Genomic DNA, 12,369 nt, shown 5'->3' with positions numbered 1-12,369 from the left:
CTTGCGGTCCCACCCCCGGGGATGGTGAAAATCGGAATAGAGACCCAGATCGGCGCTGGAAAAAGCCCGGAGTTGAAGCTCATTTCCCTCTGGACTGTTGCGGGGGAGATTGAAGATGGCCAGGTTGAGAAAATCGATGAAGGCTGAATGGCCAAGGGTAAAATCCAGCGTTTTAGCGGCGCTGCGCTCATCCTCCGCCGGTGTGCCGAAGAGCAGGTACACGTAGGTGGCGATGCCCGCCTGGTGAATGGTTTCCAGTGCACGGGATACGGTATCGATGTGGATGCCTTTGCCAAGGGCATCCAGCACGTTCTGATCCCCGGATTCCACTCCCAGCTTCAGCATGGCACATCCGGAGGCCTTCAACCCTTTTACAAAGTCAGGGTCGGTGAGGTGCCGGGTGACGCGGGCGAATCCATACCAGGGAACGCCGGGCGGGTGGCCGATCAGATGTCCCAGCAGCCGGGGTGAGAGGGCATTGTCCAAAAAATGCACCAGCCCGGTCGAACGGCGGGCGACCGCTTGTCTCAGATCTTCCATAAGCGCCTGCGGGGTGCCGGTCGAGTAGGGCCCACCTTCAGCGGTTTCCGGGCAGAAGGCGCATTTTCTCCAGTAGCATCCCCTTGAGGTGCTGTAAGGCAGCACCTGCACCGGTGATAAATAGCGGTCCGGTTCATCGCAAGAATAGTCATAACCGGTGATCGTGGGTGGGATGTCATTTTTACCCGTGCACATCTCGATCAGCCGGCTTTCACCTGGTCCGCAAACCATCTCGTCGACCAGTCCGGCAAACGGGTTGCCAATGTTCGGAATGTTCATCCAGGAGGTCACCAGGCCGCCGCCGCAGACGATCTTCACCCGGGACAACTGCTTGCGGATAAAACCGATTATCGCAAAGGCGCACAGGGCTTGACTCATGAAATTGATCGACAGGCCGACGATCGCCGGTTCCCGTTGGTCGAAAAGATCCAACAGCCTTGGTGAAAAGATTGAATAAAACGGGTTGGATTCGAATTGTCCGGCCGCCTGCACCAAATCTGTGCTGCGAATCGGTGAAAGCGTCGGCGATCCATAGTTGGACAGGGTGACGGCCGCCTCGAATGCTAAACCGGCCATGTGAAGGGTCCGGTTGGTGTCCATGACCGCCCGTTTGTAGCGGTCCCGGTTGCCATAAAGATCCAGGGACCGCAGGGCCTGGAGGTTGGCCGTCCGTCCGGCTATAGCCCGCCGGGACCAGGTGTCGTCGGCCGTGATCGGCCGCCGGATAAGCCCCAGGATGCCGTCGATGCTGGCATCGTAGGTTCGGCAGTCGACCCCTTGGTCACGCAGGGCCCAGGCCAGTTTGGCCGCTCCTGCGGGAGGTTCGCAGGGCTTGGCGACCGGCGGATTGATCAGCAGAATGGATTTCATGCCTCCAATTCCGCCAGGCGTTTTTCAAATTTCTTTTCCAGCCGCTGGCGCTGTTCGTCCATCTGCTCCATGTCGGCGAAACGGGCTTCGATGATCTCTTGGCAGGCTCGGATTTTCTGGGAAAGGGGACCGATTCGGGCGCCATCGCCCTGTTCGGATGCCTCGACCATCTCCCGGTTCAAGCGGTCGAGCAGGGCCTCATTTTTTTCAATCGTATTTTCGGCTGCAGCGATCGCATCGTCCATAGGTTTGAGCACCTTGGATTTCTCGGTGAGGATTTCCGATCGCAGGCGCCTGAGTTCCTTCTTCGTGGGACGGGGAAGGTCGGGGGCCCGGTCGACGTCTGCTTCGTCCGTCCGCCGGGTCATTGCCGGCGTGTCCCCCCAGCCGCCCTTTTCAAGGAACGCCTGGTAACTGCCGTCGAACATGCGGGCGCCGACGTCATCGAAGACAATTAACCGGTCGGCCAGGGCATGCAGGAACATTTCGTTGTGGGTGACCATGATCACCGCGCCGTCGAAATTATCGATGGCGGCCAGCAGGGCGTCGCAGGCGTCCATGTCCAGATGGTTGGTGGGTTCGTCCAGCATCAGCAGGTTCACTGGGGTGACCAGCAGTTTGCCCAGCATCACCCGGCTCTTCTCACCGCCGGATAGCACGCTGATCTTCTTCAAGGCGCTGTCGCCCTCGAACATCATGGCTCCGCAGATGTTGCGCGCCTTCTGGCGGTCCACGTCCGGCTGGGCGTAAAGGAGCTCCTCTTCTACGGTCCTATTGTCCACGAGGCTCTGGACATTGGTCTGCTCGAACACCCCGGATTCGACCTGCGGGTTGTAGGCGATCTTTCCCGATGCAGGGGGCAGACTGCCGGCCAGTACTTTGAGCAGGGTGGTCTTGCCCTTGCCGTTCTTGCCCACGACGCAGATGCGCTCTCCGGCCAGAATGGAGAAATTCAGGTCTTCGAAAAGCGGCCGCTGTGCTCCCCAGGCATAGGAGAGGCCTTCAACGGTGCACACCTGCTTGGCCTTGAACGGCTTGCCGCGAAAGGAGAATTCCAGGTTTTTGGCCTGCTCCAGCTTGTCCTTTTTTTCCATTTTGGCCAGGGTTTTGACCCGGGATTGGACCATGTTGGCCAGTCGGGCTTTGGCCCGGAATCGCGAGATAAACAGGCGGATTTCTTTTTCGCGTCGCTCGTCGTTGAGCCGGGTTTTTTCGTAGATCTCCTCATCCTGGGCGATGCGGTCGTAGTACTTTTCCGTATTGCCTTCGATCTTTCTGGCCTTTTGGCGGTGAATGCCCACGGTGTGAGTCACCAGCTTGTCCATGAACCCCCGGTCGTGGGTGATCAGCATCAGCTCATGGGGCCAGGAGAGCAAAAAATTTTCAATCCAACGAATGGAGGTGATGTCCAGGTAGTTGGTGGGCTCGTCCAGCAGCAGCAGGTCTGGTTCCGAAACCAGCACCTTGGCCAGGTTGAGCCGCACCTGGAAGCCGCCGGAAAAATCGTGGGGGCTCCTGACCATGTCGCCGTCGGAAAATCCCAGGCCGGCCAAAATTTTCTCCACCTTCCAGTGGTGGTCTTTTTCCGATGCGATCAGGCCTTTCATGCCTTCGGCCAGCACGGTGGTTTCGGTAAACTGGATGTGCTGCTCAACGTAACCGATGCGATAGCCTTTGGGCATGGTGACGGCGCCGTCATCGCAGCCTTCTTCGCCCACGATGATCCGAAACAGGGTCGACTTGCCGTGGCCGTTGCGCCCCACCAGGCCGATGCGCTCTTTCGCGTTGACCTTGAAGCTGACGCCGTCGAATAGCACGCGGCCGCCAAAGCTCTTGTGTATATTGTCGATACTAATCATATATTATATTGGACGGCTTCGTAAAAAAGCCCGATATCTGCGTTACGCTTCATCCCTCGTCACTGCGGAGTATTCCCGATACACCTCGCTCCTCGGGATTTGCAAGCCTTGATCTCGAACTTTTTACAAACCCGTCTGAAATCTGCATTTTCCCGAAGTATTGATCGGTTGAAGATAAATATTCCTTTATGCATCACTGCGGCCTCGGCCTGAACCGCAACCTGCCATTTGTGAACCGGCACCGGCATTTGTCTGCCAAACCGAAACATTGCGCCCAGCGCAGCTGGCGGTCTTAGCTGTTCCATACGGGTGGAGGTATAGATGAAGGCGGACCGGGTGTCAATGTCGGGACTCGATCTTCAACTGACGTCGGACCCACAGCCGGCCCAGGCGGCCGGCCAGATTGAAAAGGTCAAGGCTGTAGGGCAGTGTCTTTTCGGCCAGCGGGGGCAGGTAGCACAGGCGGATCAGGCTGGTAAACAGGGTGTGGATATCCTCCGCATCGATACTTACGGTGGCTCCGGCGCGTTTAAATTCCCATCGATCGGCCATTTTTGCAGCTGCCGCTGCCCCGTCCCGGATGGTGATTTCGGCGTGGAAGGGACCGTCGGGGCAATGGGGCGCCACCGAGCCGTTGGTCAGGGCGTGAACGGCCGCCTGTGCCAGATCGCTTCGCCATCGGCCGGCGTCAAGCGCTTCCGAGGGGATACTTTTGTCGATGGGAAACGTCTGAATGCCCTTGATGCGTTCACCCGCCTGAGCGCAGGCCGCAGGGCAGCCGGAAAAGAACACCACCGGGATGTCGAATGGGGCCAGGGATGCGGCGAACAACTCCACCTCTGCCAGGGGGCGGCCGTTGACAACCAGAGATGCCAGGCGTGAGGTCAGGGTGTGGGGCAAGAATCCTTGCGTGCCTGCTGCCGCGTGCATGCCGATCATCATCGCCGCATCGGCGTCTCCGGGGTCGCCTAAGCCCGGCACGGGGCCTTGATGGTAGCCGCAGATGATCCGGGCGCGGCGGTCGATCAACTCCGGCATCAGGTTGTAGCCGGTGCGGTGAAAATCCTTGACCGTCACCCGGTCGACGCCGGCATCGAATAGATCCTTGACCACGGCATCCACGTCCCGGGACATGGATGCGCAGGCGCGTGCCCAGGGCCTTGTCAGAAAGGATGAGGCCCGGTAGCTGCCGCATCCGCTGCTGCCCTCGATGTCGGCAATGATGAGAATGCTGCGGCAGGTGAGGGGCTTTTGCATGGGAAATCGCTCTGAAGGGTCACATCGGGATGCGTATGTTGAGCTTTGCATAACGCATAAGGCTTGGAGGGGTCAAGGGCTCAACCCGTCCGGTCATCAGGCGACCGCGGTGGATGGCAATGTCGATGGTTTCCAAGCGTCTGCGCAAGGCCTTGAATCGTCTGAGCCGTCTTGGCCGGCCGGGGATCTGCACGTGGTGCAAAACGGCGCTGTCCGCCAGCAGCGTGCGCCCATGGGGAATGCTTTGGATGACATCGAAGCGGCCCCCCCTCACCGTCATGTGCGGTCGGCAAGGAAACCTGGAGGGAATAACTGGTGAAGGCTTCAATGGCATGGTTGTTGTTCTGGGAGGGGTTTCATTGTAAAGAAAGGGATAAATGCCCGTCCCGACCAACTGCGGACCGTTGATTGCACTGCAGCGGCGCTGCATGGCAGGCGCTTTTCAGTTGAGCGCGCGGCCCCGTGCCTGGAGACGGCACAACCGCTCGCCACTGCGCTTCAATGGGAAAGACCATGAATCACAAAGCAACCTATTTATGGGTGTCAATTGGACTGCTGATTATCCTGATCCTGGCCGGGGTCACATACAACAGCACACGGTTGATTACTGAAAAAACGATTCAAAACCACCAGCAGCAGATTGCTGAGAGCGCGGCGAAAACAGTCGATCTTTGGCTCGCCCAACACGTACGGATCGTCGATGCCACGGCGGCAGCCGTGCAACAGGTACCCATTGTCGAAAATCCGCAAATCCTGCGATTGTTAAAAATGGCGATGAAAGCCGGTAATTTTTCCGATGTGTACATCGGTTTGAAGGACGGCACGATGATTGACGGTGCCGACTGGAACCCTCCCGACGGGTATGACCCGAGGATTCGCCCCTGGTACAAGAAAGCGATGGCCGACAATCGCACGACCTTCACAACGCCCTATGTGGATATGACCACCAATAAAATGGTCATCGCCATCGTCCGGCCATTGGTGGTGGCCAATGAATTCGTAGGGGTCCTCAGTTCGGATATCATCCTGGATACGCTCAGGCAGAATGTGATGAACGTCAAAATCGGAAAATCCGGCTACACCTTCATCATCGACAACCAGGGCACGGTGCTTGTGCATCCGGATGAGACCCTGCTGATGACCACCAAAATCCAGGAATCGGATGAAAGCCTGCAGCAGATTCTGACCGTCTTCAAGTCCGCCGGCTCAGGTCCATACTACTATCAGTACAAAGGAGAGGACAAGATTCTCTCCTTTCAGAAACTGACTTATACGGGCTGGTTTTTGTGTACAACGGTTCTGAAAAGAGAGGCCTACACGCTGGCCAAGAATACGGCCATGCTGTTCGCCATGGGCATGGTGTTCAAAATATTGGGGGTTTTTACTGCGCTCATGTTCCTGGTCGTTGGCGGCAGCGCGCTGATTCTCGTGATATCCAAAAGACGGTTCGAAAGGATCGTCAAGCAACACAAAGAAATTTTATCCGGCAAGGACAAAGACCTGATCGGTGAAATCAGCCGGAGAAAAGAGATCGAAACGCGCTATCAGACACTGTTCAACGTGGCAACCAATGCCATCATACTCAGCAAGCACTTTCGTTTTATCGAGTCTAATCAAAAGGCAGTTCTCATGTTTGGATACGAACATGAGCAGATCATCGGCAAGACCATGCTGGACCTGTCTTCGGACGTCCAGCAGGATGGGCAGGAAAGTCAAACGAAGTTCGATCAGATCCTTCAACGGCTGGCGTCAGGAGAGCAGGTGATCTTCGAGTGGGCCTTCAAGCGCGCGGACGGGACGGAATTTCCCGCCGAAGTGGGGGTTAAAACGCTGGAACTGGACAGCGAGACAGTGACGCTTTACAGCGTCTGGGATATTTCGAAAAGAGCCAACGCGGAGCATGAGCTTCGCCAGGTTCAGAAAATGGCGGCGATGGGTGAAATGCTCAGCGCAATTGCCCACCAATGGCGCCAGCCATTGAATGCCCTGTCCACGTATATCGCCAGCCTACCGAGCGCATTTTACAATAATCTCATCACCAAGGCATTCATCGACAAACTGGTCAAGGAAGCAGACTCCCAGATTCAGTTCATGTCCCTGACCATCAATGATTTCAGGCAATATTTCCGGCCCTCCAAAGTAAAACAGGCCTTTGACGTTCAGGATGCCATTGAAAGTGCGGTGAAACTGATCAACCCCCAACTGAGGCAAAATGCCATCACACTGGAGATCAACGATCTCACGGAACTGCGGGAACGCTCTGTCTTCGGGTACAAGAATGAATTTGTGCATGTTCTGGTGAACATCATTTCCAATGCGAAGGATGCCATCAAGGAGAAGGCGCAGCAAACCGGGCAAGATCACCTTCCAGGGGTGATCGACCTGCAGGTGAAAACCGAGGAAAGTTCCCTCGTTCTTCAGATCCGGGACACCGGCTGCGGCATCCCGGAGTCGCTGCTGCCCAAAATTTTTACACCCTACTTCACCACCAAAGGAACGGCCACCGGAACGGGCATCGGGCTATATATGGCCAAGCGCATCGTCGAAAAGGAAATGCTCGGCCAGATTGCGGTTGAGAACTTGTCCGTCGGTGCCCAGTTTACGATACAGTTGCCCCTGTCGGACCTGAAAGGAGAGCGGAATGCTTAATTTCTCCGGTGTTCGAACCCACGTCATTCTGGTTGATGACGAACAGTCAGAACTGGAGGCCTACAGCTTTTTGCTCGAGTCCATGGGGATAAAAAATATTACCCGGGTCAGCGACAGCAGGAACCTGTTGGCCGTGCTCGAAGACCGCCATCCCAGTATCGTGTTCCTTGATTTGAACATGCCCCACAAACCCGGCAAAGTGGTGCTGGCCGAACTCCGCGAAACCTATCCCCAGACGCCGGTGATCATCTGCACGGCCAACTCAGATATCGAAATGGCGGTGGAATGCCTCAAACTCGGCGCCCATGACTATCTGGTTAAACCGATCAATCTCGAGACCTTCGGATCGGCGTTGAGAAACGCCCTCGAAATATCGTCCTTGAGAAATGAAGTCATGACCTTGAAGGGGCTCTCTTTCCACAAACAGTTGCAACACCCGGCAGATTTTTCCGCTATCATTACCAAAAACCATGTCATGATCAGCCTGTTTCACTATATCGAGTCGATTGCCGCAAGCGGTCAACCCGTACTGATTACAGGTGAGACCGGTTCCGGCAAAGAATTGTTTGCCAGGGCCATTCATGATGTCTGCGGCGGCAGCGGAGCATTTGTCGCCGTGGATGTGTCGGGACTGGACGATACGCTCTTTTCGGACACCCTGTTCGGCCATCGCAAGGGCGCATACACCAGTGCAGAAAAAGACCGAACCGGATTGATTGAAAGAGCCGTTCAGGGAACCCTCTTTCTGGATGAAATTGGCGACCTGAACAAGACCTCCCAGGTCAAACTGCTGCGGCTCCTTCAAGAAGGTGTCTACTATTCGCTCGGCGACGATCACCCCCAAAAATGCCGCGCACGGATCGTTGCGGCGACCAACAAAAAAATCAACCATCTTGCCGGATTGACCGATGGATTGCGCACCGATCTGTACTATAGGCTCTCTACCCACCTGATTCAGATCCCGCCGCTGAGAGAGAGGATGGAAGATCTCCCGCTGCTGGTTGACTATCTTGCAGACCAGGCGGCGAAAAGTATGGGAAAGCATATCGCCTCCGTCAGCAATAGTCTGTTGGAGTTGCTTGCGTCCATGCCATTTCCCGGCAACGTTCGTGAATTAAAGGGCTATATTTACGATGCGGTCGCCCAATGCCATTCAGACGTGTTGGCCGAACACGGTATCATTGACAGGCTCCGTGCAGGACAGACGATTGTCGATCAAGCGCCCGCGTCCGCTCTCCCGATTTCCCTGGAATCGATTTTTGGACAGCTTCCCACCCTCGTGGAATTGACCGAATATGCGGTTCAAAAAGCACTGGAAGCCGCCAACAACAATCAGAGTGAAGCGGCAAAAGTGTTGGGGATTTCCAAGCAAGCGTTGAACAAACGACTGAAGAAAAAGAAATCCTGACCCGGTCAATCTTCGGGTTTGTTTAAAACCCGAGATCAAGGCTTGCGAGCCGCGAAAGCGAGCGGGGTTCGCGAGCGAACAGCAAATCGATCTTCATCCGTACGGCGAACATTCATGTTTCATCCCGAGAATACCGCTGTCGCGGGTGCCACAGGCAGCGTACATAGGGGTACTCCGCAGTGACCAGGGATGAAACGTAACGCAGATCTCGGGCTTTTAAACGAATCCGTCAACTTTGGTTGACCGGGTCAACCATGGTTGACCGCCAACGTTGACAGAATAGATCCTTCCGTACCGTTTCGACCCCATTCGATTCGGCCCATTCTATTTATTTCCAGATGGTTGAGACGCAATTGGCAGGGTGGCACGCCCGTTGCGTTAGCTGCCATGGTGAACCGCGATAGCGAGCGAACGATAAATCGATTTTCATCCTTACGGTGAAGATTCCCCGCGGCTTGCCGCGGGGAGGGTTCAATGATCCGGTCTTTCAACCCGGATCACCCACCTGTATGACCTGCATCGGGCAGGCTGAACGCAGTGGAACTCAACCCAATTTAAGGAGGGCAAGGAGATGAACAAAAAACATACGCGATGGATGGGTATGCTGACCGCACTGGGAATTGGTTTTTTCCTGACCACAGTTGTTGTCGTCGCACCGGCGATGGCTGCTGACAACGTTGTCAAAATCGGCAACATCATTCCTCTGTCCGGGCCGTCTGCATCCGTGGGGCAGCAGGGGAAGAACGTCCGTGAGATGGCGGTTGAAGAGATCAATGCCGCCGGCGGCATCAAGTCCCTTGGTGGCGCCAAGCTGGAACTTCTCTTTGCCGATTCGGAGTCAAAACCCGAAAAGGGTGTTGCCGAGGCCGAAAGACTGATCAACACCGAAAAGGTGAATGTTCTGACCGGGTGCTGGAATTCTGCCGTCACCTATCCGACGACGGCGGTTGCCGAACGCTATGGAATCCCTTTTATCGTGCCGGTATCCGTGTCCGACAAGATTACGGAGCAGGGATTTAAAAATGTGTTCAGAATCGCCGCCAAGGATTCATGGTGGACAAGGGATCAATTCTCGTTTCTGAAGGATATGGAAAAGGAATTCAATACCAAAGTCAAGAAACTGGCCTTCGTCTATGAAAACGGCGACTGGGGCAAGGGGTTCGCGGAACAGTGGAAACGGCTGGCCCAGGAGGGCGGATATGATGTGGTCTTGGATGAACCGTATCCGTCAACCGCCACCGACCTGAGCCCGGTGGTTCAGAAAATCCGCCGGTCCAAGGCAGACGTCTTGATGCTGGTCTCCAATGCCGCCGATGCCATTCTTCTGACCAACACCCTGGCCGAGTACAAGGTCGACCTGAAGGCGATCATCACCAGTGGCGGCGGCCATGCGGATCCCTCCTTCATGCAGGCGGCCGGCAACAATGCCCGGTACATTTTTGATATCGTTGAGTGGGAAACCGACGTCAACAAAGCCGGTGCCAAAGAGACCAATGAAAGATACAAAGCCAAATACGGCACGAACCTGACCGGTGAAGCCGTGGATGCCTACCTTGCCATGTATCTGATCAAGGAGGCCCTGGAACAGGCCGGCAGCCTCGATCCGGCGAAAATCCGGCAGACGCTTGCCGACATCGAACTCAAGGACGGGCCCGGCATGATTGTCGGTTACGACTCGGTCAACTTTGACGAAACCGGACAGAACCAAAATGCCTCCCTGGTCATGGTTCAGATCAATGACATCGGAAACGGCCTGGAACGAATCTCATGTTGGCCCATGAGCGCAAGAAGGGCCGGATACAAACCCTTGTTCCCCATGCCTTGATGAACCGGGAGCGCATTCCCCGCCGCTTGCGGCGGGGAATGCGACCGAACGGGGAATAGATATGATCCTTACGGTGGAGCTTCCCCGGGGCTGTCCGCGGGGAGGGTCCACGATAGGCCCCATGGCCGCCATATTTGCATGAATCGTGGTGGCCATGGGCAACGCCGACGGATGGATAGGGGAATCAGTCGAACCCCATGAGAGCCACGATGTTGCGAGGCAAACCATTCATGCGGGTTGGAGGCACAGATGATCTATCTCATTGAAGATGCAATTAACGGAATCATGATGGGGTCCATATATGGATTGACCGCACTCGGCCTGACCATCATTTTCGGGGTGCTCAAGGTGGTTAACTTTGCCCACGGTTCCCTTCTGATGGTCGGGATGTATCTGGCCTTCTGGACGGTAACGCTGACCGGGCTGCATCCCTACCTTTCCCTGATTTTCGTGATCCCGGTGATGTTCCTCTTCGGCTACTGCCTGCAGGATATTGTGATCAAGCCCATCTTTAAGGCCGAAAAGGATGTCCGCGAACCGCTGACGGTGATCATCGTCACCACCGGCGTCTGGTACATCCTCGATAATCTGACCCTGGTTCTTTTTGGCCCCCAGTATCGGTCGATTGCGGAAAATCCCCTGAAAGGGAAGATGATCGAGATCGGCGAGATTTTCATCTCCGTACCCAAATTGTGGGGATGCGTGACCGCCGTCGTCACGGCTGTCGGGGTCTACTACTTTTTTCAGCGCACCCGGACGGGGCGCGCCATCCGTGCGACCAGCCTGGATCGAGATGCGGCAAGCCTCGCCGGCATTAATCAATTCAAAATTTACAACCTGGCATTTGGCATCGGAACCGCTGTGACCGGGATCGCCGGGGTCACCCTGGTCCCCTTTTACAACATCTTCCCCACCGTGGGCGTTCTCTTCGACATCAAGGGGTTTATTATCGTTGTCCTGGGCGGTCTGGGAAGCATTCATGGGGCGATCATCGGCGGCGTGATCATCGGGCTCATCGAATCCATCGGACCCCAGTTCATGACCGCCACCTGGACCGAAGCAATCGTGTACGGACTCTTTCTACTGGTTCTTTTCATCAAACCCTCGGGCTTGTTCGGAGTTAAATATGACTGGTAAGGAATTCATAGCATCTGAAAAGCCGAAACGCGTAAGGGCGAATGCCGCGGTGCCGGAGGAATCGGCCGATTCGATGGCCAAAGCGGTGATCAAGGACACGATCAACAAGGTCTTGCTGGCATCGGTCGCCGTGCTCGCATTCGGGCTGCCGCTGATTGTCGACAGCCCGACCTGGCTCCACATCATCGTCCTGATTTACTTTTACGCCTACCTTACCACCTCCTGGAACATGGTCGGCGGATTCGCCGGGGTCCTGCCGCTGGGCCATGCGGTGTTCATCGGCATCGGCGCCTATTCATCGACCATCCTGTCCCTGCAATACGGCGTCAGCCCATGGATCGGCATGATGATCGGAGGGGCGATTGCCGTTGTCGCGGGTGTGCTGATCGGTTTGCCGACCTTCAAGATGCGCGGTGCCTACTTCGCCCTGGCAACGATCGCTTTTGCCGAGGGGTTTCGCGTCATGGTCGAGAATATCGACTACCTCGGGCCACTCAAGGTCAACGGCCCCAGGGGGCTTCAGATCCCGCCCGTCAACATGGGTCTGGCCAATTTCATGTTTAGCGGCAAGGAGCCCTATTACTACATTATCCTGCTCATGCTCATCGCCGTATTGACGTTGACATGGTTTATCTCCAGGTCCAAGCTGGGATATTATCTGAACGCCGGCGGAGAAGAGCCCGAGGCCGCCATGGCACTGGGTGTGAATGTATCACGGGCCAAACTGGTGGCCATGGCCATGAGTTCGTTTCTTACCGCCCTGGCAGGCACCTTTTATGCTCAGTTCTCGCTGTTTATTCATCCCCGCAGCATTATCTCCCTGG

Annotated in this window: 9 protein-coding genes; 5 read left to right on the top strand and 4 right to left on the bottom strand. The window is 55.9% G+C overall.

The genetic code is table 11. The features are described from left to right. The 4 genes from ABYV26_RS11235 to ABYV26_RS11220 all read right to left on the bottom strand — a co-directional run. Positions 1 to 1,410: radical SAM protein (locus tag ABYV26_RS11235; RefSeq protein WP_372681025.1), on the bottom strand; the 1,410-nt coding region annotated here is incomplete at its 3' end. Beyond that, positions 1,407 to 3,269 (bottom strand): ATP-binding cassette domain-containing protein, encoded by a 1,863-nt coding sequence (locus ABYV26_RS11230; protein ID WP_372681023.1) that lies wholly within the window; start codon positions 3,267 to 3,269, stop codon positions 1,407 to 1,409. The genes ABYV26_RS11230 and ABYV26_RS11235, both read right to left, overlap by 4 nt. Before the next feature lie 339 nt (positions 3,270 to 3,608). Further along, positions 3,609 to 4,526, bottom strand: a complete 918-nt coding sequence (locus ABYV26_RS11225; protein WP_372681021.1) for a M55 family metallopeptidase — start codon at positions 4,524 to 4,526, stop codon at positions 3,609 to 3,611. A gap of 19 nt (positions 4,527 to 4,545) precedes the next feature. Beyond that, entirely contained in the window at positions 4,546 to 4,806 is a 261-nt protein-coding gene (locus ABYV26_RS11220) for a hypothetical protein (protein ID WP_372681019.1), read from the bottom strand. A gap of 233 nt (positions 4,807 to 5,039) precedes the next feature. On the opposite strand from ABYV26_RS11220, the gene ABYV26_RS11215 reads away from it, so the two are divergent. From ABYV26_RS11215 to ABYV26_RS11195, 5 genes are all read left to right on the top strand, one after another. Further along, entirely contained in the window at positions 5,040 to 7,175 is a 2,136-nt protein-coding gene (locus tag ABYV26_RS11215) for a cache domain-containing protein (protein ID WP_372681017.1), read from the top strand. Next, complete coding sequence (locus tag ABYV26_RS11210; protein WP_372681015.1) at positions 7,168 to 8,583, top strand: sigma-54-dependent transcriptional regulator; 1,416 nt, start codon at positions 7,168 to 7,170, stop codon at positions 8,581 to 8,583. Before ABYV26_RS11215 ends, ABYV26_RS11210 begins: the two co-directional genes overlap by 8 nt. A 571-nt stretch (positions 8,584 to 9,154) precedes the next feature. Then, positions 9,155 to 10,408 carry an ABC transporter substrate-binding protein gene (locus tag ABYV26_RS11205; RefSeq protein WP_372681013.1) on the top strand — a complete coding sequence of 418 codons (1,254 nt, stop codon included), beginning with the start codon at positions 9,155 to 9,157 and terminating at the stop codon, positions 10,406 to 10,408. A gap of 249 nt (positions 10,409 to 10,657) precedes the next feature. Then, on the top strand, positions 10,658 to 11,545 hold the full coding sequence (locus tag ABYV26_RS11200; protein ID WP_372681011.1) for a branched-chain amino acid ABC transporter permease: 888 nt from the start codon (positions 10,658 to 10,660) through the stop codon (positions 11,543 to 11,545). Then, positions 11,535 to 12,369: branched-chain amino acid ABC transporter permease (locus ABYV26_RS11195; RefSeq protein WP_372681009.1), on the top strand; the 835-nt coding region annotated here is incomplete at its 3' end. The genes ABYV26_RS11200 and ABYV26_RS11195, both read left to right, overlap by 11 nt.

It is taken from the genome of Desulfosarcina sp. (assembly GCF_041551955.1).
Taxonomy (GTDB): domain Bacteria; phylum Desulfobacterota; class Desulfobacteria; order Desulfobacterales; family Desulfosarcinaceae; genus Desulfosarcina.
Note: the sequence above shows the minus strand (reverse complement) of the source record. Positions and strands in the feature narration are given on the sequence as shown.

Excerpts from the sequence above, each read along its gene's own strand:
- ABYV26_RS11230 (WP_372681023.1), bottom strand. The coding sequence starts at position 3,269 with ATGATTAGTATCGACAATATACACAAGAGCTTTGGCGGCCGCGTGCTA.
- ABYV26_RS11225 (WP_372681021.1), bottom strand. The coding sequence starts at position 4,526 with ATGCAAAAGCCCCTCACCTGCCGCAGCATTCTCATCATTGCCGACATC.
- ABYV26_RS11220 (WP_372681019.1), bottom strand. The coding sequence starts at position 4,806 with ATGACGGTGAGGGGGGGCCGCTTCGATGTCATCCAAAGCATTCCCCAT.
- ABYV26_RS11215 (WP_372681017.1), top strand. The coding sequence starts at position 5,040 with ATGAATCACAAAGCAACCTATTTATGGGTGTCAATTGGACTGCTGATT.
- ABYV26_RS11210 (WP_372681015.1), top strand. The coding sequence starts at position 7,168 with ATGCTTAATTTCTCCGGTGTTCGAACCCACGTCATTCTGGTTGATGAC.
- ABYV26_RS11205 (WP_372681013.1), top strand. The coding sequence starts at position 9,155 with ATGAACAAAAAACATACGCGATGGATGGGTATGCTGACCGCACTGGGA.
- ABYV26_RS11200 (WP_372681011.1), top strand. The coding sequence starts at position 10,658 with ATGATCTATCTCATTGAAGATGCAATTAACGGAATCATGATGGGGTCC.